18 protein-coding genes and 2 pseudogenes are annotated in these 26205 nt (G+C 46.1%); 17 read left to right on the top strand and 3 right to left on the bottom strand.

From position 1 onward, the window contains the following. The first annotated feature begins 134 nt into the window (after window positions 1–134). Together MKY85_RS22640 and MKY85_RS22635 are read left to right on the top strand one after the other, a co-directional pair. Complete coding sequence (locus MKY85_RS22640) at window positions 135–305, top strand: hypothetical protein (RefSeq protein WP_342570812.1); 171 nt, start codon at window positions 135–137, stop codon at window positions 303–305. 150 nt (window positions 306–455) lie between these two features. Next, on the top strand, window positions 456–1274 hold the full coding sequence (locus tag MKY85_RS22635; RefSeq protein WP_342570811.1) for a purine-nucleoside phosphorylase: 819 nt from the start codon (window positions 456–458) through the stop codon (window positions 1272–1274). A gap of 119 nt (window positions 1275–1393) precedes the next feature. On the opposite strand, the gene MKY85_RS22630 is transcribed toward MKY85_RS22635, so the two are convergent. Continuing rightward, complete coding sequence (locus MKY85_RS22630) at window positions 1394–2470, bottom strand: LacI family DNA-binding transcriptional regulator (protein WP_342570810.1); 1077 nt, start codon at window positions 2468–2470, stop codon at window positions 1394–1396. Window positions 2471–2902: 432 nt separating this feature from the next. On the opposite strand from MKY85_RS22630, the gene MKY85_RS22625 reads away from it, so the two are divergent. The 6 genes from MKY85_RS22625 to MKY85_RS22600 all read left to right on the top strand — a co-directional run bounded on the left by MKY85_RS22625 (window position 2903) and on the right by MKY85_RS22600 (window position 9549). Next, window positions 2903–3871 (top strand): ABC transporter permease subunit, encoded by a 969-nt coding sequence (locus MKY85_RS22625; protein WP_342570809.1) that lies wholly within the window; start codon window positions 2903–2905, stop codon window positions 3869–3871. Window positions 3872–3887: 16 nt separating this feature from the next. Further along, window positions 3888–4769, top strand: a complete 882-nt coding sequence (locus tag MKY85_RS22620) for a carbohydrate ABC transporter permease (protein ID WP_215076232.1) — start codon at window positions 3888–3890, stop codon at window positions 4767–4769. A 55-nt stretch (window positions 4770–4824) separates the two neighbouring features. Then, window positions 4825–6432 carry an ABC transporter substrate-binding protein gene (locus MKY85_RS22615; protein WP_342570807.1) on the top strand — a complete coding sequence of 536 codons (1608 nt, stop codon included), beginning with the start codon at window positions 4825–4827 and terminating at the stop codon, window positions 6430–6432. A 25-nt stretch (window positions 6433–6457) separates the two neighbouring features. Then, window positions 6458–7936 carry a glycoside hydrolase family 32 protein gene (locus MKY85_RS22610; protein WP_342570806.1) on the top strand — a complete coding sequence of 493 codons (1479 nt, stop codon included), beginning with the start codon at window positions 6458–6460 and terminating at the stop codon, window positions 7934–7936. Window positions 7937–7958: 22 nt separating this feature from the next. Further along, complete coding sequence (locus MKY85_RS22605; protein ID WP_342570805.1) at window positions 7959–8858, top strand: ROK family protein; 900 nt, start codon at window positions 7959–7961, stop codon at window positions 8856–8858. Between the two features lie 250 nt (window positions 8859–9108). Next, entirely contained in the window at window positions 9109–9549 is a 441-nt protein-coding gene (locus MKY85_RS22600; protein ID WP_342570804.1) for a GNAT family N-acetyltransferase, read from the top strand. Between the two features lie 244 nt (window positions 9550–9793). Here the strand turns inward: MKY85_RS22600 and MKY85_RS22595 are convergent, their stop codons facing one another. Then, on the bottom strand, window positions 9794–11044 hold the full coding sequence (locus tag MKY85_RS22595) for an MFS transporter (RefSeq protein WP_342570803.1): 1251 nt from the start codon (window positions 11042–11044) through the stop codon (window positions 9794–9796). A 56-nt stretch (window positions 11045–11100) separates the two neighbouring features. Beyond that, complete coding sequence (locus MKY85_RS22590; protein WP_342570802.1) at window positions 11101–12006, bottom strand: winged helix-turn-helix domain-containing protein; 906 nt, start codon at window positions 12004–12006, stop codon at window positions 11101–11103. A 368-nt stretch (window positions 12007–12374) separates the two neighbouring features. Here MKY85_RS22590 and MKY85_RS22585 point away from each other — a divergent pair, with 368 nt between their 5' ends. The 9 genes and pseudogenes from MKY85_RS22585 to MKY85_RS22545 all read left to right on the top strand — a co-directional run bounded on the left by MKY85_RS22585 (window position 12375) and on the right by MKY85_RS22545 (window position 25830). Beyond that, entirely contained in the window at window positions 12375–13610 is a 1236-nt protein-coding gene (locus tag MKY85_RS22585) for an MFS transporter (protein ID WP_342570801.1), read from the top strand. An 87-nt stretch (window positions 13611–13697) separates the two neighbouring features. Next, window positions 13698–15019: pseudogene (locus MKY85_RS22580) on the top strand (LLM class flavin-dependent oxidoreductase). A 132-nt stretch (window positions 15020–15151) separates the two neighbouring features. After that, the gene (locus tag MKY85_RS22575; protein ID WP_342570800.1) at window positions 15152–15979 is read left to right on the top strand and encodes a sugar phosphate isomerase/epimerase family protein; all 828 of its coding nucleotides are present in this window, start codon (window positions 15152–15154) and stop codon (window positions 15977–15979) included. A 179-nt stretch (window positions 15980–16158) separates the two neighbouring features. Beyond that, on the top strand, window positions 16159–17646 hold the full coding sequence (locus MKY85_RS22570) for a dockerin type I domain-containing protein (RefSeq protein ID WP_342570799.1): 1488 nt from the start codon (window positions 16159–16161) through the stop codon (window positions 17644–17646). Between the two features lie 21 nt (window positions 17647–17667). Then, window positions 17668–20049 carry an S-layer homology domain-containing protein gene (locus MKY85_RS22565; RefSeq protein ID WP_342570798.1) on the top strand — a complete coding sequence of 794 codons (2382 nt, stop codon included), beginning with the start codon at window positions 17668–17670 and terminating at the stop codon, window positions 20047–20049. 189 nt (window positions 20050–20238) lie between these two features. Continuing rightward, window positions 20239–23271: a histidine kinase gene (locus tag MKY85_RS22560; protein WP_342570797.1), complete on the top strand. Its 3033-nt coding sequence runs from the start codon at window positions 20239–20241 to the stop codon at window positions 23269–23271. A gap of 18 nt (window positions 23272–23289) precedes the next feature. Then, window positions 23290–24444, top strand: coding sequence for a response regulator (locus tag MKY85_RS22555; RefSeq protein WP_339236709.1), 1155 nt, complete (start codon window positions 23290–23292; stop codon window positions 24442–24444). Window positions 24445–24694: 250 nt separating this feature from the next. Further along, a pseudogene (locus tag MKY85_RS22550) lies at window positions 24695–25103 on the top strand (hypothetical protein); the annotation flags it as partial. A 220-nt stretch (window positions 25104–25323) separates the two neighbouring features. Next, window positions 25324–25830: a hypothetical protein gene (locus MKY85_RS22545; protein ID WP_339236707.1), complete on the top strand. Its 507-nt coding sequence runs from the start codon at window positions 25324–25326 to the stop codon at window positions 25828–25830. Window positions 25831–26205: the final 375 nt, after the last annotated feature.

Raw genomic sequence — 26205 nt, 5'->3', positions numbered from 1 at the left:
ATACAGTAAGGCTATCTCGTGCGTGATTGAACACCATATTCGTAGCTAAATCAAAATATGGTTTTATATGGAAATATATGATAGGGTAAGGTAAGAAATGGCGACCAAATTCTGTCCTGAAATGAGATGAGAAGATGGATTACATCCGTAACTATTTAATTACTTTTGCCGGAAACTTTACATTTAGTTATTATATCTTTGAAGAGGGCACTTTTGCCAAACCGTTGATGTTTGCTACATTCATGCTGTTGCTGATCATGACAATCGATTACATGAAAAGTAAAAACAAATATACATTGGAATAGGATATGACCAAGGGTTTACGCGATTCTGGAGCACAGGCTCGTTTTTTTATTGTAGATAGAACAGCTTCCATTTACATCAGGACCATTGTTCATTACACTTGATAAGTAAGACCTCATTAACTCAATTCAGATCATCAGGAGGATATCATTATGCATCAATCCGCACATATTCAGGAAGCAAGAGATTACATATTAAACCGAATCCATACCAAACCTGCCGTAGGCATGATTCTGGGTTCAGGATTGGGAGCGCTCGCGGACGAGATTGAAAATGCGACCGTTATTCCGTATACAGATATTCCGTATTTCGCGCAATCGGAAGCCATCGGTCATGCCAATGAATTGGTTATTGGTGAACTGATGGGCAAAACGGTTGTAGCGATGAAAGGCCGCCTTCATTATTATGAAGGTTTTACATTGGACGAAGTGACATTCCCGGTGCGCATTATGAAAGCGTTGGGTGTTGAACAAGTGATTATCACGAATGCCTGCGGAGCCATCAACACAAGCTTTGAGCCGGGACAACTGATGCTGATTACAGATCATATTAACTTGGTGGGCAACAACCCGTTGATGGGACCGAATAATGCTGAACTGGGTGTGCGCTTCCCGGACGTATCACAGGTATACAATCGCGAGCTTCGCAGCATTGCGCTTAAGGTTGCAGAAGAGCAAAATGTTGGTCTGCAGCAAGGTGTCTATGCATGGTGGAGTGGTCCGGCATATGAGACACCAGCAGAGATTCGCATGATTCGTACGATGGGTGCGGATGCAGTGGGGATGTCTACGGTACCTGAAGCCATCGTTGCCATCCATGGCGGTATGAAGGTACTGGGCATCTCCTGTCTGACCAATATGGCCTGTGGCATTCTGGATCAGCCGTTAAGTCATGACGAAGTCATTGAAGTGGCTGCCCAAGTGAAAACAACCTTTATTGGTTTGGTAAAAGGCATCTTGAAAGAAATCTAATCGCGAGATGATTTCTATTCTAGGCCGCGCTGGATAGGATAGAGTTTCCATCCAGCCAAGTCGAAACCAACAAAAAAACGTATGCTTCACGAGTTGTTGCTCGTGAGACATACGTTTTTTTATTTTGCAGAACTATGAACCATCTGAGAAGGATCGGCCATGATTGCTGGCGTAGACTCCCTGATGATGGGGGTGGTCATAATATGCGAGACCTGATAGGGCTGTTTTGGATTATTAATCCGGGATAACAGCATTTCCGCAGCTTTAATGCCCATCTCATTGCTGTAAATGTGAACCGTCGTTAATGCAGGCTCAATAATTCGGGATTGAGGTGCATTGTCGAATCCGCATATCGCAACATCCTGTGGAACGGAAACATTTCTGGCTTTCAAAGCACGGATCAGATCGACGGCAAGAAAATCGTTGGCACACACATAAGCGGAAGGTAGGGAATTCAACTCTGCGACCCGCTGGTTTAACCATCCTGGCTTGGAGAAGCAGAGCCGATCATTATCCAGGATGCAATGGGATAGGTCTACCTGCAACCCAGATTCGAGCATAGCCCGATGATATCCAACCCATCGTTCATTAAAACTCTTGCAGTGATTGTAATCTCCGACGAATCCAATACTCGTGTAGCCGCTCTCAATTAATTTTTTGGTTATATGATAGATGCTATGTTCATTTTCCATAAGGAGCAGATCTGCATGGAATTCGGGATAACATACGTTGGAAGCGCAATCGATAAAGATCGTGGGGATGCCCAGATCGGTAATCAGCTGAGTGTATTCCAGATCAAATAATTCAATGCAAATGATGCCGTCTACTTTGGCGATATCAAAGTTATTGGGCAGTGTAAGCGTATCTTGATCGTCTTCACGCACAATATGAATCGAGAGATTATATCCCTCCGCACTTATTCTTTTCTCCAAACCGCTGATTAACAACGAACCAAAGTGAGATGTATTAGGCAGGTTTTCAGTCAACAAGGCGATATTGCCCGGGGCTTTGGTTAGAACATGCTCATTTTCCATATAGGCGAACTGTTTATATTTAAGTTCAATTGCTTTTTTAATTACACGGTTTCTAGTGTCATCTGGGATGTTTCCGCTATCGTTCAATGCTTTGGAAGCCGTATTCCTGGAGATCCCCAAAGCATCAGCGATGTCTTGTATCGTGATTTTTTCTTTTGCCATCTAATGCTTCACCTCTACTAATCATTAGTCATCCATATTCTTCTCTACGTCAAATGTATAATAGAACGGAACAAATAGCAATCTTTACTTTACAAATGCACAATTTTGTTTGCGATTTGAAACGCAAATTTCATTTTTATAATTGTTCCAAAATTTTTTTACAAGTGTAATGTGATTGGATGAATATCAGCGATTATGAAGAAATATTTATGTTGATATCACCGAATTGGTGCTGATTATATGCAGTTTTAGCATGTTTTATTTACATTTATGCAAAGAATAAATAATCAAATGCACAAATGTTTTTTTACAAAATGTATTGACTAAATCCTTGAGTACCTGCTAAATTGTAAATTATCAAATAGGCAATTGTAAATATTGAAAGCCCTTACCGAAAACAATTGTCAACTTCAAGAATGGAACGGAGGTAACATGTTGGATAACATAGTGGACACCAAAAAGGGCAGAGGAAGGGTAGTGAAAGTGAGGACGGCCAATGGCCACAGGTTGCAGCAGCTTAAAAAGAATTACTTTTTATATATATTGCTCGCACCAGCCTTAATTTTGACTCTTATCTTCAAGTACATTCCGATGTACGGAGCCATCATTGCGTTTAAGGATTTCAGTCCGATCAAAGGCATTATGGGCAGTGATTGGGTGGGATTAAAGCATTTCGAAAAATTTATAGCCTCACCCAATTTCGATATCATTTTAATGAATACGCTTAAACTCAGCTTTTTGGGATTGATATTCAGTTTCCCGGTGCCCATTTTGCTGGCACTCATGCTGAATCAGGTACGTAAAGCTGGCGTGAAGAAAAATATTCAGCTTTTTTTGTATGCACCCAATTTCATCTCGGTTGTTGTTGTTGTGGGTATGTTATTCATCTTCCTCTCACCGACAGGACCGATTAATCAATTCGCCACATGGATTACAGGTCAGCCGATCATGTTCATGTCTGAACCGGAATATTTCCGCTGGATCTACATTTTGTCCGATATCTGGACCGGAGCGGGCTGGGCATCCATCATATATGTCGCGGCTTTGGCCAATGTTGATCCGGAGCTTCACAATGCGGCCAATTTGGATGGAGCCAACCTCCTTCAGCGTATTCGCCACATTGACCTTCCAACGATTCGTCCGATTATGGCCATCGTTTTTATCCTTGCAGCTGGTGGCATTATGTCCATTGGATTTGAGAAGGCCTACCTGATGCAGACATCCATGAACCTGCCTTCCTCCGAGATTATTGCCACGTATGTCTACAAGGTGGGGTTACAGTCTGGAGATTACGCTTATTCTGCGGCAGTGGGATTATTCAACTCGGTGATCAATGTGATTCTGCTGGTGACGGTGAATCTGATCGTGAAGAAATTGAATGAAGGCGAAGGCCTCTATTAGGAAAGGAGTATGATCCATGGTTGTTAAACACACGGGGATGGATCGATTGATCCTCACACTCAATGCCATTTTTCTCACTTGTGCTGTATTGGTTGTGGTGGTTCCCCTGATTTATATTGTTATCGCCTCATTCATGGACCCCACTGTGCTACTGAATCGTGGACTGTCCTTCAATGTATCGGATTGGAGTCTGGACGGTTATCAGATGATTTTGTCCAATCCAGCCATGATCCGGGGGTTTGCTAATGCGGTACTGTACTCGGTTTCCTTTGCGCTGATCACTGTGACCGTATCCATATTTGCAGGCTATGCATTGTCGGATGAAAGGCTCGCAGGACGTGGTTTTTTCATGATTATCTTTATCATTACGATGTTTTTCGGCGGGGGATTAATCCCGACCTATCTACTTATACGTAATCTCGGCATGCTGGATACGGTGTGGGCAATCATCATTCCTGGAGCCGTTAACGTCTGGAACATCATCCTGTCCAGAACCTTCTTCAAAGGAGTCCCTCGGGAACTAAAGGAAGCTGCGAACGTGGATGGTGCCTCCGAGATGAAGATTTTCTTCCAGATCGTCATTCCGTTGTCGAAGCCCATCATATTTGTACTCGCCCTCTATGCGTTCGTTGGGCAGTGGAATTCCTATTTTGACGCGATGATTTATCTGGATAATCCGAACCTCCATCCGTTACAGCTCGTTCTGCGTTCCATTCTGATTCAGAATCAGGCTGCGCCGGGCATGATCAGTGACCAACTCGCGATGGCGGAACTGAAAAGGCTCTCCGAGATGATTAAATATTCAGCTATTGTCATTTCGAGTCTGCCCCTCATCATCATGTACCCGTTCTTCCAGAAGTATTTCGAAAAAGGTGTCATGGTCGGTTCCCTCAAATAGTGAACAGCCTGCGATACAGTAAGTTGATCCAATCCAACTCATGGAGGTCATTATTATGAAAAAAGTGAACAAGTCCAGAAAAGCCGTTACAACGGCATCCATTTCCATGTTATCTGCAATGCTCTTTCTAACCGCGTGTGGCGGGGGTGGAGGCGGCGCGGCAAGTGAGGCGCAATCACCTGATGGCAAAGTGACATTGAATTTTATCACACAGAGCTCTCCGCTGGCTCCCGCTGATCCAAATGATAAGCTGATTAACAAGCGACTCGAAGAGAAAACCAATGTGCATATCAACTGGAAGAACTATACGAGTGATGTGTTTGCGGAGAAAAGAAATCTGGCGGTAGCCAGCGGTGATTTGCCGGATGCTATATTTGATGCAGGTTATGGAGATTATGATCTCCTGAAACTGGCGAAGGACGGGGCGATCATTCCACTTGAGGACATGATTGAACAATATATGCCCAATCTGCAAAAGGTGCTGGAGGAAGCCCCCGAATACAAGAGCATGATTACAGCTCCGGACGGACATATCTATTCATTCCCATGGATTGAAGAACTCGGAAGTGGCAAACAACGAATTCAGGCAGTGGATAACATGCCCTGGATTAATGTGGAATGGCTGAACAAGCTCGGACTGAAGATGCCAACGACAACCGAAGAGTTGAAAGAAGTGCTGATCGCGTTCAAAACCCAAGATCCCAACGGCAACGGCAAGGCCGACGAAATTCCATTGTCTTTTATTAACAAGCCAGGTGGAGAAGATCTGACATTTCTCTTTGCGGCATTTGGACTCGGGGAGAACTGGGATCATACCGTAGTAACGAATGAAGGGAAAGTAGTCTTTACAGCAGCCGATGCAGGTTACAAGGAAGCGGTTAAGTACATTCATGAACTGGTTCAGGAAGGTCTCGTGGATGTGGAATCGTATCAGCAGGATTGGAACACGTATCTGGCAAAAGGTAAGGACAACAAGTACGGTATGTACTTCACATGGGATAAAGCCAACATTACAGGCATGAATGATACGTATGATGTTCTGCCTCCAATTGCCGGACCTGATGGAGAGATTAATGTCACAAGAACAAATGGCATCGGTCTTGATCGTGGTCGCATGGTCATTACCAGCAGCAATAAAAATTTGGAATCCACAGCGAAGTGGGTAGACCAATTGTACGATCCGCTCCAATCTGTGCAGAACAACTGGGGTACGTATGGAGACGAGAGTCAGCAAAATATATTTGAATTCGATGAAGCCAAGGGCATGTTGAAGCATCTTCCGCTGGAAGGCTCTGCACCTGTGGAACTCAGACAAAAGACAAGTATCGCGGGGCCATTGGCCATTCTCGACAGTTATTATGACAAATACACCACCAAACCGGAAGATGCTGCATGGCGTATGGAACTGCTCGATAAATATATGGTTCCACACATGAAAGCAGATAACGTCTATCCAAGCGTGTTCTTCTCAATCGATGAGCTCGACCGCCTTTCCACCATTGAGACGGATCTGTTCGCCTATGTGCTGCGTCTGCGTACAGAATGGTATCAGAACGGGAAAGTAGATCAGGAATGGGATGCTTATCTGAAAGAGCTGGATCGCCTTGGATTGCAAGAATGGCTGCAGATTAAACAAGCAGGATATGACCGTAATAACCAATAAAGAAAAGTACGGAGGAGAAACCATAATGTCGACGATTCTACAACAAGATTACCGCAATGAATACCATTTTTCACCGAAAGAGAAGTGGATGAACGACCCGAACGGCATGGTGTTTTTCAATGGAGAGTATCACTTGTTCTATCAGTATCATCCGTTTGGTACCACATGGGGACCGATGCATTGGGGGCACGCCGTAACCCGAGATCTCGTCACTTGGGAGGAGCTTCCTGTAGCTCTGGCACCGGATGAACATGGCATGATCTTCTCCGGCAGCGCGGTGGTGGACTGGAACAATACTTCCGGACTCTTCGAAGATGAGCCGGGGTTGGTTGCCATTTTCACACATCATCTGGAAGTGCCGAATGAGCATCCTGTTCAGCGTCAGAGTCTGGCGTATAGCAAAGACAGTGGCAGAACCTGGACCAAGTATGAGGGTAATCCGGTATTAAAGCATGAGTCCTTTGTTGATTTCCGTGATCCCAAAGTGTTCTGGCATGAGCAGACCAAGGAATGGATTATGATAATCGCATGTGGTCAAACGGTATGTCTGTATCGTTCTCCCAATCTGAAGGATTGGAAACTTGGAAGTGAATTTGGCGCCGGGATCGGTTCACACGATGGTGTGTGGGAATGTCCGGACCTGTTCCCACTTGCAGTGGATGGAGAAATTGGGCAGGAGAAGTGGGTAATGCTCGTCAGCATTGGTGCAGATCCTGCTTGTATAGAAGGCTCCAGAACGCAATATTTCACCGGGGATTTTGATGGAAGTACATTTGTCCCAGATGAGGCATCCCACATGATTCGTTGGATTGACCATGGCCGGGATAACTACGCGGGCGTGAGTTGGTCCGACATTCCGGCTGAAGATGGCAGACGCTTGTTCATGGGTTGGATGAGCAACTGGATGTATGCCAACCAGACGCCAACCGAAGATTACCGTGGAGCCATGACCATTGCCCGGGAGCTTACACTTGAGACAAGAGCAGGAGAAGTAATACTGATTCAACGTCCTGTACGTGAACTTGAGCAAGCCCGTACGCCAGTATTGTCCCTACAGGATGCTTCGATTCAGCAAGTGAGTGAGCAGTTGAACGCTTTGCAACTAGTGAACTATGAGATCCATGCAGAGTGGGCTCAGGATCAGTCGTTCCATTTTGCGCTAAGAAGCGGCGCAGATCACGAGACCGTCGTTGGTGTAGACTCGATCCGAGGTGAAGTATATGTTGACCGTAGTCGATCGGGCAGCGGCGAGTTTCATGAACATTTCCTGGGCCGCCATACAGCTGAGTTAAAAGCGGTGAGCGGGAATCACTCTTTGCGTATCTTTGTAGATCATTCATCTGTGGAGGTATTTGCAAATGATGGTCAGGCGGTTATTACGGATCTGATCTATCCTGATGTGGATTCCAAGGGCATCTCTGCTCATGCCGAAAATACGGAGCTGGTATTCTCTTCACTTCAACTCTATGAGGTCTCACCGACCAAGGTTAAAGGTGAATTGTAATGAAGGAAAGGAGCCCAGAACGATGCGTATCGGAGCCATAGAAGCAGGTGGAACGAAGTTCATATGTGGTGTAGGGAATGAGCATGGACACATAGAAGATCGGATCAGCTTTCCAACAGAACACCCGGAGACAACTCTGGCCAAGGTAATCGACTATTTCAGGGATAAAGGTGTGGAAGCCATGGGGATTGGCTCCTTTGGTCCGATTGATATGCAACCGGATAGTCCCACCTATGGTTATATTACAACAACACCTAAGCCAGGGTGGGAGAACTGTAATGTGGTTGGAACCTTGAAGCATGAATTTCCGGTTCCTATCGGATGGGATACGGATGTGAATGCTGCCGCGCTGGGTGAAGTGACGTGGGGGGCGGCGCAAGGACTGGACAACTGTGTATATTACACGATTGGCACAGGCGTTGGTGTCGGAATTGTGGCAGGGGGCCAACGAGTACACGGATTGTTACACCCCGAGGGTGGACATATTCGCACAAGACGCCATCCGGACGATCACTTTGCCGGATGTTGCCCGTATCATGGCGATTGCCTGGAGGGAATGGCGGCAGGGCCGGCCATTGAGGCACGCTGGCAGATCCCTGGCAGTGAACTGCCGGCAAATCATCCGGCGTGGGAGATCGAATCCTTTTACATTGCGGAGTCGATCACCACGGCCATCCTGCTTCATTCGCCGCAGAAGATCATCTTGGGTGGTGGTGTAATGCAGCAAGATCATCTGTTTCCACTGATCCGGGAGAGGGTTATCCGGAATCTCAATGGTTATGTGAATGCAGCCCAAATCACACAACATATGGACCAATATATCGTCCAGCCCGGATTAGGCCAACATGCAGGTCTGTGTGGTGCGCTCGCATTGGGTCTGGAAGCAGTGCAACATGCGGCACAAGTTTCACATGCTTCTTAGTTTTATTAAATAATGTACATTCCGAAAGGGACGGTTGTTGATTTGCTTATTTGTATAAGCAAGACTGCACGGTCCTTTTTGGGCTTTTTTTATTTTTTTGAGGAGTTAATTAAGTTTGAAAAATATAATACATTCTAAAATCCGTTGTTGCTCAAGTCAGCTGCCAAAGGTATGATTTTGAGTGTCTATCCCTATCGTGCGATAGGACATTCAAAATTTAGCGTGTCTTCAATGGAAAGGAATCCAATCAATGAACCCAATAACGATACGTCAAGCTGTACAGGCAGACCAAGAGCAACTCGCTGATTTACGGGCGTTGGTATTATACGATGATCTAACCAGGTTGGGAAGGTACGATGATGTGAAAGTGCGTGAACGTTTCCGAAATACATTTGATCCTGTCCATACGCGGATTATTGAAGTGGAGGGATCAATGGTAGGTTGCGTAGCATTGAAGCCCAAGGATGAGGTATACCTATTGGAACATTTCTACATACATCCTGATTATCAAGGTCAGAGAATAGGAACTCAGGTGCTGAATATGTTGCTGGAACAGGATGAAGTTCAGGGGAAACGGATTACTTTAAATGTATTGCAGGGAAGCCCTGCTCGTCGATTGTATGAACGATTTGGATTTATGCTGGAAAGTGAAGATGAGGTTGATCTATTCATGTCGGTTCAAGTGCAGTAATAATATGATTACCATGCTTAATCAAGTTCACTTCATATGTACGCAATAATGGAGAGTATAGAAAAAAATCTTAAGAAGCGAAGAGTGGGCTTTTATCTCATAATTATCTATGTCAGGATACCGATCCCGCATGTTTGGAATGTGGAGGACAGATGTTGTATCATGGCATGTTTGAGGTAACTGCTATCGTTGTCACACATCAAAAGCGTCGTTCCAATAAAAAGGGACGGCGCTTTTAGTGTTATTAACTGCTTGTAGTATGAACTTTATTGGATGGCTTATGTAGTAGAGTATCGAGATCGCCATTCAAATCTTTCAGGTTCGGGAGAAATGAGGCAGCTATCGAACAGATGAAAGGAAGAAGACCTAAAGACAGAAATAGGAAGGGAAGACCATAGACTTCTGCAACCGCTGCACCTGCAAAAGCGCCTACGGGCTGTAATCCTCCACTAATCAGGAATCGTATTGAATTAACCCGGCCTTGTAGAGAACTAGGCACAAGCGTACCATGTAACGAAGAGCTTAGAGAACTGAAGAAAGGCCCTGCTGCTCCTGCGGCACATAAGGCAATAAGTGCAAATGGGTAACTCGGAAATAGCCCCAACAAAGCGTTAAACAGCCCAATCGCAGCTAAGCTGCACAGCATGACCATGCGTCGTCTCTTGATTTCACCCATCCAAGAGATAATAGCTAGTCCTGCTAGTGTACCAAATGCAGAAGCGGTGGTCAGAGTGCCCATGGCTGCGGCATCCCGGTTCAACACTTCGCGGACAAAAGGAATCATCATGGTCCAGATGGCTATAGAGGACATATTGCTGATCGAAACCATTACCATAATCGAGAACATGGCTGGGAATCGCCGATAAAAAGAGAAGCCCTCTCCAATATCTCGGATATAAGCTTTGCGAGAAAAAGATGCTTGAGCTGCTGGTTTCTGCATTGTGGGCAGATAGAGCAGTGCGGTGATGGCTGCAATGTAGCAAATAGCATTGATGCCAAGTGTCGGTAACGCTCCGGATGCAGCCGTTAGAGCTCCCGCAAAGGCTGGTCCCAGCAAAGCAGCGGCATTTCGACAGCCGTCGATCACTGCGAATGCCCGCAGCAGTTTGTGTTTACCAGCTACGCCAGGTACAACAGCCATGGCCGTTGGCATAAATAGGGAGGAGCAAGTTCCGCTAAGTGATGCAGCGAGAAATAGATGCCAAAGTTGTAATTGGCCCGCAATACCCATACTTAGTGGCAACAAAAGAGCCAGCAATCGTACTGTAGCCAGTCCAGCCATGAACCGTCCACGATGCAGTCGGTCGGACAGCGGTGATCCGAGTAGCCGGAAAGCTACCTCGGGAATGCTGAAGCTTATTGCCATAGCACCCATGGCTAGCTTAGAGGCAGTTAATTCATAAACAAGCCATTCCATGGCCAAAAGACCAAATACATCACCGAGAGAACTAAGAGTAACAGTAGCCAATAAACCGTAGTAACTTCGCTTCAGCATTATGATTCCTCCGTATGATAGAATAGTGCAATTTGTGGTGAAGGAAATGCATGAATTCAACCTTCAATATAAGCTCCAATCTGCAGTGGAAGGTTGTTCAGAGCTTCCAAGCGCAGGCTATATTCGGTGTTTTTGAAATCATAATGCACGATAATCAGTCCGGCTGCTCGCAAGGCTATTAGATGGTAATGCACCGTGCTCTTGGACAGTCCAACCTCACGGACAATTTCAGTGAAGGTCAGCTGTTTACCAGCCAGTAGTCGTAAGATGAACAGTCTGGTTTCATCGGACAGGGCCCGCGTTAGACGCAGTAACCCAGGGTCTGGTCGTCCCGGTTCTGTTGGCAGAATATCGCAAGAATAATTAGTAAAGATCATCTCGTCAAAGATCACTGAGGTGACAAATGGACGAGCATGATATTGAGGGATGAGGATTATTTGTTTTAGCATATCGTTGGGATATATCCTCATGCCCTGTGTAGCTTGTTCGTATACTTCTTGGTTATTCGTCCCGTTCAGACCGGAACGTCTCGATTCAGCTTCCAAAAAGAGTCCCTCCATAATTGCCGGATCAATCTGCCCAAAATACTGAGCATCCCATTCTCGTAGCACTTCGGATGTCCGACTGCGCAATTCGGGCAGATTGGAGGGGACAGATAACTTAAAGCGAGCGGCGATGTCATACAATTGGCCTGAGGACAAATCTTCAAGCCAATTCAAAAAGTGATTCACCGAACGTTCCCCTGAACAGCTCCATATATATGGCGCAAGGCTGAAATTGTCTGTTGCTTTCATCGTATCTCGCATTTGTTGAAGTTTGGCTGGTGAGAATTGATCCTGTACATCACGAACCCATCGCTTCCCGGCATCCAGGTTAGTATGATTTTGTTTACTTATAAAAGCGCTCAGGGTGCTTACGCATTCATAAATTGGTGCAAAATCAACTTCTACTGTGTAGTTCATAAGAGTTTAGTTCCTTCCTGTATTTAGTTCTATATTTATAGAACTAGTTATTTATTTTATATTATACGAACTGACTTGTTGTTTCAACATAAATTTCCCATGTTCGTACGAACTACCTTCATTCCACAAAAACGTTTCACCAGAAGGGGAAGTGAAAAACATACCACTTAACGAGAGGATTTTGTTTACGCCGATGATGTGAAAGTCCATGGGTGTTCCCGAAAATCCATACGAAACAAAGGAAGAGCCCATTCATTTAATTCTTGAATGGGTCTATTGAACTTTTCTATTATACTTTCCGATGACGTTACCCTAATATGGATAATAACCTACTTTTTATATAGGAATTATATAGTATGGAGAATGCCATGATGCCACAATGGAAGCGAAATCTGTATATTCTGTGGTTCGGCCTGTTTTTCAATCATATGGCGTACTCGCTGTCCGTTCCGTTCTTTCCTATATTCCTGCAAAATGATCTCGGTATCCAGAGCGGCCTGGAGGCTTGGTCCGGTATTTCGATCTCTATCAGCTTTCTGATCAGTGGATTATGCGCACCCTTTTGGGGATCACTGGCTGATAAATATGGTAGCAAACTGATGCTCGTCCGTTCAGGGGTTGGGCTAGGCATTGCACATCTGGCTAACTTCTTTGTTTACGATCCATATACGTTTATCGCGGTGAGGGTCTTTCAGGGACTCATGGCTGGTTTTCATCCCGCCTCGATTACACTGATCGGCACCAATACTCCGGAGAAACATGTGGGTTACGCACTTGGCGTGATTTCCACGGCCAGCGCTGCGGGCGGGATTCTTGGTCCTCTTGCCGGTGGTGTGTTGAGTCACTGGATCGGACTGCGAGGATGCTTCATTGCATCGGCTGTGATTACATTGATCGCGGCTCTAATGGTCCTGGGTGTTAAGGAGTCACGACAAGCTCGTACAATCGTTCCGACGAAGATCATAGGGGACTTGAAAAGAGCAGCTTCCACACCCGGGCTGATGCGGATCTACGGTTTGATTCTGCTGGTTTCAACGTCTGTACTCATCATTGAACCGGTGCTGACACTCTATGTCGTCCAGATTGGAGGAGATATCGGCAGTGCAACACTTAGTGCGGGCATTGTCTTCTCGGCGATTGGTGTAGCAACCGTCATTATGGGACCCCGTTGGGGCAAGATTGGTGGCAGGATCGGATACGAGAAAACACTGTTTATCGGTCTGATCGGCGGCGGAATTGGCAGTCTGCTGCAGATGACAGCTACGAATCTGATTTATTTTGGCAGCCTGCGATTTGTGTATGGTCTGTTCTTTGCCGCGGTCTATCCGGCGCTTAATGCGCTGATTATCAAGTATGCTGACCATGATTTTCGTGGGAGGGCTGTCAGCCTGAGTCAGACGGCGAGTCAATTCGGTATCGTGCTTGGACCGTTAATTGGTGGTTTCCTTGGTGGATGGATCGGCATTCCGTTTATTTTTCTATTTACTGGGATTGTATTGCTGGGAGCGGCTTGGACAGTCAGGGTTAGTGATGTGAAACAGGCGAGTAAACCCGGATTAAGCATGACAACAGCAGAAGCGGGCGGAAACAGCATAAAGAAATGACCAAACGACGAAACAACGAAACAACTCTATGAGATAAAAGGATATTCGAACGGAATGGTCATCACTACAACTTAGGGAGGAATATATATGTCGCAACGACAATTGAAATTGGGAGCTAATCTGAACGGAGTGGGTAACAGTATCTCCTTTTGGCGTCATCCGGATATTCCCATTAATGCGAGCGTTAGTCTGGAATTCTACAAGAAGCAGGTGCGTATCGCGGAAAAAGGGAAGTTCGATCTGCTCTTTATTGCAGATGGCCTCTTCATCAACGAGAAGTCCAATCCTCATTTTCTCAATCGCTTTGAACCTATGACACTTCTGTCCGCACTCGCCGGGGCCACTTCCCATATTGGGCTGGTTGCTACATTGTCTACTTCCTATAGTGAACCGTTCACGGTTGCGCGGCAATTTGCTTCGCTGGATCAATTGAGCGGCGGGAGGGCTGGATGGAACGTGGTTACTTCACCTTTGGAAGGATCGGCACAGAACTTTGGAAAGGCGAACATCCAAACCATGCGCTGCGCTACGAAATTGCGGAAGAACATCTGAATGTGGTCAAAGGTCTCTGGGATTCCTGGGAGGACGATGCCTTTGTTGGGGACAAGGAACAGGGCGTATTCTTCGATCCTGCCAAGCTGCATACGCTGAATCACAAAGGAAAGCACTTCACCGTACAGGGCCCCCTGAATGTGGGGCGTTCGAAGCAGGGTCATCCGGTGATTTTCCAGGCGGGCTCATCCGAATCTGGTAAAGATCTGGCTGCCCGCTCGGCAGATGCCGTCTATACAGGACATGAGACGCTGGAGGAGGCAAGGGAGTTCTACCGGGATGTGAAGGCAAGAGCAGTGGCGTATGGACGTCAGGCAACGGATATCCTGATCTTCCCGGGCATCGGTCCCATTGTGGGTAGAACAGAGGAAGAAGCTGAGCAGAAGTATCAGGAAATTGCCGAACTGGTGAGTATGGATCAGGCGCTGAATTATCTGGGGCGTTACTTCGATCATTACGACTTCTCCCAGTTTCCGTTGGACGAACCTTTCCCCGAGATTGGGGAGATCGGCAGCAACAGCTTCCGCAGTACAACAGAAAAGATTAAGCAGCAGGCACGCGAACAGGAGCTGACCTTGCGTCAAGTAGCATTGCTGGCGTCTACCCCGCGTACATCGTTCATTGGTACACCGGATCAGATCGCAGATCAGATTCAGGAATGGTTTGAAGGCGAAGCGGCAGACGGATTCAATGTTCGTACCGTGGTGCCCAATGGCTTGGAAGATTTCGTGGAGCTAGTTGTTCCGGTTCTGCAAAAACGAGGGCTGTTCCGCACGGAGTATGAGCATGAGACGCTAAGGGAGAATCTGGGACTTGAGATTCCGCGTAACCGGTATACGTTAGAAAGTGTAAGATAGAAAAGATAGAGCGGTAATGACGTTAATTTAACGTGTTGCCGCTCTTTTTGATGGTTTCTTTTTGAGAGAGTACTGTTATTATAAAATGATAAACAAGCTGTAATTCCAGACGAGTCACAGGAGGAGATTGGCATGATTAGAGGGTTAACGAATGCGGGACTGGGCAACATCGAGTCTGATGAACAATATATCATAGAGGCGGCCAAGTATGGTTTCGGATCTGTCGATTTGAATCCGCTCTCATTGATTGAAACGTATGGTAAGGAGCGGGCGCAACAACTACTGGATAGCAATCAGGTCATTATCGGTTCATCGGGTCTAACGGTGGAGTGGCGGACAACAGATGAGCAATTTCGTGAGGGATTGCAATCTTTGGTTGCCATGGCTGAAGCTTCTGCTTCGCTGAATTGTTACAGCTGTTGTACGTATATTTTACCCTCAACGGATCAGCCAGCAGCGCAATTTATGGCGGCAGCTACGAAACGCTTGAGACTCTGCGCAGATATTCTGGACGCTTACGGGATTAAGTTAGGGCTAGAGTTTGTTGGTTGCCATCACTTGCGGACGCAATGGAAGAATCCGTTTATCTGGCGTGTGGAGGATACGCTGGATTGGATTGAAACCATTCATGCGCCTAACGTAGGTTTGCTCGTAGATTCCTATCACTGGCATACGAATGGTCTACCCATGGAAGATCTGTTGAAGCTGAAGAAAGAGCAGATTGTTCATGTGCATATCAACGATGCCTATGATTTGCCGATCGAGCAATTGAAGGATGGAGAACGCTTGTATCCTGGAGAAGGTGTAATAGATCTGAAAGGTTTTCTGACAAATCTGATGGTTATTGGCTACAACGGTGTCGTGGCTCAGGAGGTGTTGGCACCTGCATCAGAAATGGATGTAGAGGCGCGGTTTGCCAAGTCGAAAGCAGGCTTTGAGCAGGTATTTGCAGATTTCTAAATCATGCTGAGAGAAAAGGATTGAAAGAGAACGACGGGATTAAACGGGCATCCGTTTGGTCTGGTCGTTTTTTGGTATGCCTGTTTTTGATATCCATACATGTTTCTGTTCAGTGATTGTTAAGAGCTGCTTGTTATATTGCTAATGAACATAATCAGAAGTTTTAAGGAGGAGACGGTTTGAGTCCACACACTAAAAGGGGTGCAAGAGTCAACAGAAAACGATGGAGTGTGCTTGCTCTTGTCATTACATTACTCACGAGCATGACTTTTCCATCTTCATCAGCCCTTGCTGCAACAGAGTCCATTTCAGTAAGTCAACCTACAGACATTGAGTTCTATAAGACGGCTGATGGTGAAACAGAGATGCTGATCGCAGACAGCGGCAACAATCGGGTTCTTCGGGCTACAGCGGAAGGCGAAGTGCTGTCGACCATGGATGTCCCGCATCTGACGGCAGTCACTATGGGAAGCGACGGACTGATCTATGCTGCTGCATCAGGCGCAACAGCACAAGTGCATATTTTTAATCCTGATGGTACCGTACACGCGCCCGCTATAGATGTTATGCGTACACTTTCCCTATATAGCGGATATTCAGATGCGGATAAGCAACCTTATATCCGAAATATAATTATGTACAAAAGGGACGCTTATTCTTATGTGGAACTGATGTATAGCCTCTACAGTACTCCAACGAGATCTGTCATATTAAGTAGCATTTCGTTGGATACCTTGAGATGGACAGGAAGTTCGAGTGGGGGATACACCGAATACTCTAGCGTAATTCTTGGAGATGGAAATCAGAAATGGTATACACATATGAGCGGAGTTAATCTCTACCCCTTCATCAGTATAATAAATTCAACAGACAAGCTTGGAGACCTTACGTTAGATTCAGTGAACAAACAAGTATACGTCGTGAGTGAGAACCAGATCATGCATGCAGGTTACGAAGGTTTTGTTTATCCCGATCGCCCTGTACTGAGTACGTGGGTGAGTGGGAACGAGTCATATCCGATTGACCTCAATAATCAAATTGCCTTCGGACCGGAAGACGAAGTATATATGGCTGATACGGCGAGAGACCGGATTGTTGTATTCAGTGCAGACGGAACCTCTGCTCGTACTCTAGGTCTCAGCCAGAATAATACGCCTAAACCGGCTGCTGGTGCATTTTCCAAAACGGTTAAACAAGGGCTGCCTGTAACCTTTACATCCACCGATTTTGAAAGTAATTATGCTGATCCAGAGAATCGGCCCATGACTGATATTCGTATCTCCTCTTTGCCTGACAACGGCAAATTGCAGCTGAACGGCGTTGATGTCGTGAAGGATCAGGTTATTCCTGTTGCGGAGTTGAACACATTGGCCTTTGTTCCTGGTTCAGCTTTTACAGGGATCAAGACAACATTTGGCTGGCAGGCCAAGAATGGAACTGTCTTTTCGGATAGCGTGGATGTCACGATCATGTTGCGAATCAAAGGGGATGCCAATGGAGACGGTGTAATCACACCGGCAGACGCCTTATTGGTCAATAAATATATCAAAGGTTTAATCACGTTAACACCAGGTCAGATTGAAGCGTTGGACATGAATGATGATGGTGTCCTGGATGCGAAGGATTCAGCGCTGATTATGGGCGTTTACTTGGGGATTAATTCATAATATCAGAAGGGAGTGACTATTTTGCCAAACCAAAAGGGGCATTTAATATTTACAAAATCCAAACGATCCATGAAGGCGCTTCTGACTATGCTGCTCACGGTTTCCATGATCTTTTCGTGGCTTCCTCAGGCACAGGCCAGTGTAGATCCTGTCATTCATATCGGAGAAGTATCTGGCAAACCAGGAGATATCGTCGAAGTGCCTGTGTCTTATGATTCGAAAGGCTCAGCATTTGCTTTTTATCACTCTGAGCTGTCCTTTGCCTACGATTCAGCTGTGCTTGAACTCGTGGAAGGGGACGAGGTTGTAAACCAGCAGGCTTATGAAAAATATCAGGGATTAAATTTAACCAAAGATACCTCTGCTTCCGGTTACATTGAAGTGTCTATGATGACTCAACAATTCATCGATGAATCTACGGAGTTGTATTCCCTTCATTTTAAGATTAAGGAAAATGCGGTTATCGGTCCAAGCTTAGTAACCCTGCAAACGGGCGTATGGACAGGGGATATTGATCCGGTTCAAGTGACCGGGCAAGTTGGACAAGTCATTGTGCTTGAAGATGTAAAGCCAGTCGGGAATGGAACTGTTGGCATTGGATCAGCACAAGGAAAAGCAGGTGAAAAGGTAACGCTATCGGTCGATACGGTGTCACTTGATCAACCAATCGGCTCTTACGGGGTACGATTGAAGTTCAATCCCGCAGCCATGCGGGTTACTGATGTTACAGGTAACAGAACGGGAATACAGTATAACGTGAATAATGAAACAGGATCACTCATCGTAGGCTGGAGTGATGAGGATGGCGGGCTCAGTCCCATTCCGGCATCCGAGAGCCCGCAGGAGTTGTTTAACATCGAATTCACGATGGCTTCCGATGTTATTGCAGGAGAGTATCCGGTCCAGGTTGTCGACACGGCCCTGCCTGAACACTTTACGGTGACGGATGCTGATGCAATTGAGATGAACAAGCAGATTGTACCAGGCAAAATCACAGTCGTGGGCTCACCGGTTACACCAACAACCCCATCCAATCCGGGTTCGTCCGGTTCAGGAAGTTCATCCGGTGGTTCGTCAACACCATCACCGTCTGCAAGCACTTCCGAGAAGATTACCGTTAATGTGACCAATGAACGGAACACGAATGCCGTTGTTTCAGAAACGATTATTGAAAGAACAACAGGGGCAGATGGACGCAAAAAAGACGAGGTGAATCTGACGGCCGAGCAGACTTCTCGTGCAATTGAAACCCTGAAGAAGGCAGGTTCGACTATTGCCCGGATCATGATTCCGGATGAGAAGGACGAGGTATCTGAACTGAACGTGAAGCTGCCTGCCAAGTCTACTGCACTAATGGCAGACGAGAAGATGAATCTGTATATTGAAACGGATAACGCATCTCTGCAACTTCCGGCGAAATCTTTGCAAGGACTGGACTCGGACGTATTTTTCCACCTTGTTCCGATCAAGGATGCCGCAGGGCGTGAGGTAGTAGAGCAGCGAATTAAGAAGGATCCATTAATTGTAGAACAGCCAATCAATACCTCCGACTTCCGTTTAATAGGTCGTCCAATGACCATTGAGACAAATATGAGCAGTCGTCCGGTGACAGTAGTGCTACCGATCAGGGATACGAACCTGACACAGAAGGAACTGCACAAGCTGCAAGTATTTATTGAACATAGCGATGGGACCAAGGAACTCGTTAAGGGTAAACTTGTTAAGTTTAATGGAACAGACCAACCGGGAATTGAGTTTGAAGTCACCAAGTTCAGCACATTTTCCATTATTCTCATGAATGGCAGCCAATCCTCAGCGTACATTCAAGGTTATGCCGACGGTACATTCAGACCGAATCAGGCGGTTCAACGTGCCGAAATGGCTGCATTGCTATCTCGCGTATTACCTTCAGACAGCGAGGAAGCTACGCTCAGTTCATCGTATCGGGATATGCCTGTTGCGGAGTGGGCCCGCGATGCCATTACAAAGGCGACAGCAGCAGGTTATATGCGTGGTAATGCTGCGGGTGATTTCATGCCAGGGCGCTCTATCACACGTGCCGAGATGGCTGTCATCATCGAGCGGATTTTGACAATTCAAGAGTCAGCTGCCGATGTCAATACAGAAGCATCTGAAGCAACAGCAGCTTTGCCAAGCGAAGCTACGGATATTACACCGCACTGGGCCCGAGAGGCGGTTCAACATGTATTGGCAACGGGAGTCATGCGTGTGTCGCAAGACGGAGCATTCCGCCCGAACGATGCTGTGACGCGAGCAGAGGCCGTCACGTTGCTGAATCGTTTGGTGAAGATCGAGCCTGATCTGTCCGGTGCATCGAGATGGAAGGATGTATCTGCAGATCACTGGGCTTACGGCGCGATTCAGGCTGCATCCCAGAATTAAAAAGTAGATTGCTGATCCTGCTTGTCCCTGTCTTCAGTTGGGGAAGAGCAGCATCAGATGAAATCCAGGAGGCATCTGCGGATGCCTTTTTTTCATCGTTATATGGTAGTTATCAAAAAGGATGGACAGCTTCAGGTGCGAGTGGGAAAATAACGCTATGCAAGATAGACGTTTACTGGAGAAAGAGAGATGACAGTCATCAGAACGGATCGATTTATGTTAGGGATCGGACTCATGACCCTGCTGCTTGCGCTAGTGGTAACATGGCAGATCTCAGGTGGACACGAAAAGCCCGTGGCCAGACAGGGCATTCTGGACTTGGCGGGTATGAAGTGGACGAGCCAATCCGTCATTCCACTGGATGGAGAGTGGGAGTTCTATCCGGAACAGTTGCTCTCCCCACAGCAGATTCATAGTATGCATGATAAACCTGTCATGATGCAAGTGCCAGGTAATTGGGACGACGAGAGAAACAACCAGGGCTATCCGATGAAAGGCAAAAGTTATGGAACCTACCGCTTGATTGTGCAAAACGTGCCGCAAGGTGAGCTGCTGGCCATTGCCAAACGTTATGTTCGTTTTGCAGATGCAATGTATGTGGATGGCAAGTTGATGAGTCGTTCCGGTCAGCCGGGAACCTCTGCCACCTCGTACGTCCCGCGCAATGAACCTTATACGATCTATTTTCACCCTGAACGTACAGAGATTGAAGTTGTGCTGCAAGTAGCCAATTTTGATTTCCGCAGTGGTGGCATCTATAACTCAATGGATCTGGGACCAGGCAGTTACATGGAAACAAGAACGATCATTCAATCCGGACTTGAGCTATTGATTATAGGGATTGTGGTAATTTTTGGATTGTTGTTTCTGTATCTGTATATCCGTCTGCATCGGGATGGAAATCAGCTGTTGTATGCGCTGTTCTTCATCGGTTTTGCATTGACGGTTGTGACCAACGGGGAGCGTTTGATGTTACAGTTGCTGCCGGACATTCCTTTTGAGTTGGCGTATAAATTGAAATACATGTCGGTATACGGAGTGTCTGTGATTGTCAGCATGATTACCTGGAGACTTACTCCCAATCTCGCGCCCGTGTTAAAAAGGTGGCTTCAGGTACCCAGCATGGTACTGACTGTCTATCTGGCATTTATTGCGCTGGCACCATTTCGTGTCTATTCCTATATTCAGGAGAGTATGTACGCTATTAATCTGTGTGCCTATGCATTGGCATTCATGGTTATTATACATCAGTATGTTCGGGCAAGGTACGGTAACCGGAGTCGCTCCCAGGCGCAATTGCTTATCATCTGCATCTGGCTTATGCTGATCAACTATGTGCTTGGAATCATTGTGACATGGTACCCGATCAGTCAGGTGCTGCTGAACTGTACAACGCTTGTGATTTTGTGTGCCTTTGCCATGTTACTGATCTATCAATACACGCAGGCATATGATTCGATGCAGCAACTTACCCATCAACTTCAACTGTCGGACAAAGCCAAGGATGAGTTCTTGCTTCTGACTTCGCATGAGTTAAATTCGCCGCTCCATAGCATTATTCATCTGTCCCGCTCCCTTCTCACAACGTCACTGAGACGCACTAATGAATTGGAAATTCAGGGCAAGCTTCAGCTTATTCGCAATACGGCGTACCGAATGTCCAATCTGGTCAATGATCTGATTGATATATCACGATTCAGGGATGGCAGCATAAAACTCTCCATGGGAAGCGTTGATCTGGTATCCTGCCTTTCACTGGTTACGGAAGTGCTGGGATTTTTGGCTTCTGGCAAAGGAATTGTTATGATTCGCAGACTGGAGCCTGAAGCACGCTATGTCATGGCGGATGAGAGTCGGCTGCTTCAAGTGCTGTATAACCTGGTCTACCACATGATGGGACAACATCATAATGGGAAGCTGGTACTGGCGTGCGAAAGGCATCTGGATCATGTGCGAATTACTCTTTATCTGGAAGCTGATTCGGATTGGAGTACTCTGCAAGGTCAGGGTGCAGACCCTGGTCTACAGCAAGGGGATGAGATTGCTGCGGGGGTTGCTGTTGCAGCGGAAATGGTCAGTGCAATGAGAGGGAAACTCGTGGTGAACGATGAAGCAGCATCAATCATGATTGAGCTTCCTCACGCAGTTAGCACCAACAAGCCCGATTTGGCCGAGGTAGCCGCAACGCAGGAGACTGATGTGAAGGAGGAGAAAAAGGTGGGAAGCGTGATTTCAGCCCACGTATTAATTGCGACATCTGATCTTGTGGATATGGAACAATTGAATACATTGCTTGCTACAGAAGGCTTTCATCTGAGCTTCGCTGACTCTGATGTCAAGGTTCGGACTGCTCTGGCTGGTGGGAAGTTGCCCGATCTTGTGATTGTCGACGCGATGTTGCCTGAGGTGACCGGGTATGAGCTGTGCAAGCAGGTACGGATGGAGTTCAGTCAGGTAGATTTACCAATTCTGTTTATTAACATGCGCAGTACACCAGCAGATATTGAGGCATGCATTCAGGCCGGCGGTAATGATTTTATAACCCGTCCACTGGATGCTGGCGAAATTCTTGTGCGGATACATACATTACTTGGCATGAAGCAACTCGTAAAAGAAGCAGCCAATAACGAGATGGCCTTTTTGCGTTCACAGATCAAGCCGCATTTTCTGTATAATGCGTTAGGCACCATTATGTCGTTATGTTTTACGGATGGGCCGAGAGCCGGAGAATTGCTAGGCAGTTTCAGTCGTTATCTGCGTATACTCTTCCATCTGGATAACACGGAGGAGTTGATTCCGCTTAGTAAAGAGATGGAGTTAATTCGAGCCTATGTGGAGATAGAGCAGGAGCGATTCGGTTCACGGCTTCAGGTTAAACTGGACGTGGACAGCTCGTTATATTCCTGTAAAGTCATGCCGCTCCTGATTGAACCGCTGGTGGAAAACGCCATTCGGCATGGCGTATCCAAGAAGATTGACGGCGGAACCGTTCGCTTGACCATTCGAAGATATGAGGATAGCGTTCAAGTGGTGGTTGAGGATGATGGTGTGGGCATGTCTGGTAAGCAGGTTGCCTTTATTATGAATAGAAGTCATACAGAACAAGGTATTGGCCTGCAAAATGTACAGAGACGATTGAAACATATGAACGGACAAGCACCTGTGATTCAGAGTGAACAAGGTCTGGGCACCAAGGTTACCATTAAATTTCCATATCAATAATACAGAGGGGGAGAGACCGTGTTGCAGGCCTATTTGGTGGACGATGAGCCGCATGCGCTGAATATGCTGGAGATGTTTCTAACTCGAACGGGAGAAGTCGCCATTGCTGGGCGTTCGGTGAATGGATTCGAGGCACTGGAGGCACTTCAGCATACACGACCGGATATCTGGTTCCTCGATATTGAGATGCCGGGCATGAGCGGATTGGAGCTTGCAGCGAATATCCATGAAGTCGAACCGGATGCCGTCATTGTATTTACAACGGCTTATGATCATTATGCTGTCTCTGCTTTTGAACATGAGGCTCTGGATTACCTGCTCAAACCGATTGAGATGGGCCGATTGTCCAAAACCATTGACAGACTGCTGAAGGATAAGGGAAATGCGGCTAAGTCAACTGCAGCGGAACCAGCACGGCAATCTTCGGGGAACAGCAATGAGTCAAATCAATTATTTGTACAAATGTTGGGGAATTTTCGTGTCACGCCTACGAATGGTGAAATGGTCATGTGGCGTACAGCGAAGGAGAAGGAACTGTTTGCATATTTGCTATTGCATGACCCGATCACCGGTGTTGTTCACCGGGATCGCATTATTGACCATCTGTGGCCTGATGAGCGTTACGAAAAGGCCAAAATCTATATGCATACCTGTGTGAGTCTGCTGAGGAAAAACCTGAAGAAGTTGGGAATGGAGCAGATGGTCAGCTACAGGAATGAACATTACATGCTGGACAAAAAGCGAATCCGTGCTGATGTATATGATGTACTGGAACTTGTACTTCGGATGCAACGCGAGGAGGATGTTCCACTGGCTCAAATGGAGCGGACTTTACATATGTATCAGGATGAACTGCTTCCGCAGGAAGATTATTTCTGGATGTCTGAACTTAGCCAGAAGATCGAGCGCGGTGCATTGGAACTGATGCTGAAGCTGTCCGAGAAGTACCTGGAACTGCATAACGACAAGAAGGCAGCAGAAGCAGCGGAACGTGCCATGCGGCATTCCCCTTATGAAGAAGAAGCGTATCGTTGTGCCATGCAAGCATATTTGTCCATGGGCAATCATGACCATGTCTTACGTATCTATCGCGATCTTGAAGAACGTTTAAGTGAGTTGCATATTCGTCCTTCTTCAGTGAGCACACGATTATATGAGCAGATTAAAGCTTGAAGTGTTAAGGAGTAGCTGCAATGATTCAACGTATGCATGATGATCTGAAATTCCCAAAAAAATTGTCTTGGAGAATGTCTTCCAGCCCATGTTTTTTGTTTATATGAAAACATTGACAATGTGCTAAAAATCCCAGGATTTCCCGTTTGCAATTCGCACCTATAATTACAACGTAATAGGTTATTTTTACTATGAACGTGGAACTTTGGGGGGGATGAGGCAGACAAGCTCTCATATGGATGATACATGCAGCATATTAGACAACAGGCACGGCATGAATGACCGGATACCCGACACACGGATTGAGGGTAAAGTTGCCGTAGGAGGCACCGATATCTACAGTGGTGAAGTTCATGTGGAGACCCTTGGTAAGAAGATCGGCATGGTCTTCCAGCAACCGAACCTTTTTCCCAAATCCATCTATGATCACGTGACCTTTGGCCCCAAACAGCATGGATCCCCTCTCTACCTTCAAGATTGAGGAGCTGACGCACGAATTGAAGGAGCGCGTTATACCATTGCAGCAAGGCGCTCGATTATCCCAGCAGACCGTGTTCTTCCTAAATGGCGAAGTGGTGGAGTGTTCCGCTTCCCAAAGCATGTTCGCTGAGCCAGCGGATGTACGTACACAGGATTATATTAGTGGCCGGTTTGGTTGAATTTTTTATCGTTGAGAAGTGTGAAAGTCTTTCAGATCTGATCTGAAAGACTTTTTGCTGTTTTTACAGACGTATGTATCCGGTTGAAACACGGAAAATGAACTAAGAATGATTTTTGTTATACTGTGATTCAATTGTTAGAATTCCATATTTTTGATATTATCAGTTACATTGGTCAACAGCATAATACGAAGTTTTTAGTAGATAAGGAGTACATAAGATGAAATTTTTATTTGAATTAATGTTATCCATGCTTCTGTTAACGAATGGCGCAAGTGGTGAACCGATTACCAAAGAAGAAATTCATAGTTATCTCAAAATGCATCATCTGAAATACGCAGAAATCAAAATCGTGAATGATCAATCGGCACTTTTGGTTAGTGTAAAAGGGGAAGAGGCCAAAGCGTCCGTACTTACCAAATCACCCAAGAACAAGCTTGTCATGCAACCAAATCAGTATGTATGGAAAGAAGATGAGGAAGGGATTTCAGTCCAGAAATTAGGGGATTATCTCTGTGTTGTTATTCACGATAGAGCAGTGCCTCATGATATGGATTTTGTGAATATTATATACACGGACGAAAATTGGATCGAGAGGAAGGACCGTTATTATTTTAATGGAAAGCAAGCGCTTGTTATTCCAATACCCATTCAACAAAAATACCTTGTTGTAGCCATCTATGGTAATGATGGTTTTATCCATGATATGAGCAAACACTTACCGTAGGCAATTTAATAATGGAAGTAGGTTCATCAATCACATCTTAAATCTTACAAATAACTTGCACCCAGTTCACAAAAGTAAAGATGTAAAGGCTGCAACAAAATCCCGCTCACCCAAAGTACCTGCGGCTTCAGGACATATCATGCCTGTGGTTCGTGGGTGCTTTTTCTATACTCGGCGTATGCGTAACCCTGATCTTTTTACAAAAACCACTATGTTCTCCGCTTGATGATTCCGCCTATGTCAATTCTCCTCCTAATGATGCACAGAAGTGGTGGAACTTTCCTGAATCGTGAACAATCTATGAATTGTTGTATCATCCTCTAATTGCCGCATTCTCCCCAGATTCACTCCCCCTATATGGAGCAGCGCAGAGCA

The organism is Paenibacillus sp. FSL R5-0749, from assembly GCF_038595085.1.
Lineage (GTDB): Bacteria > Bacillota > Bacilli > Paenibacillales > Paenibacillaceae > Paenibacillus.
The sequence above is the reverse complement of the archived record's forward strand: the minus strand, read 5'-3'. Positions and strand labels throughout refer to the sequence as shown.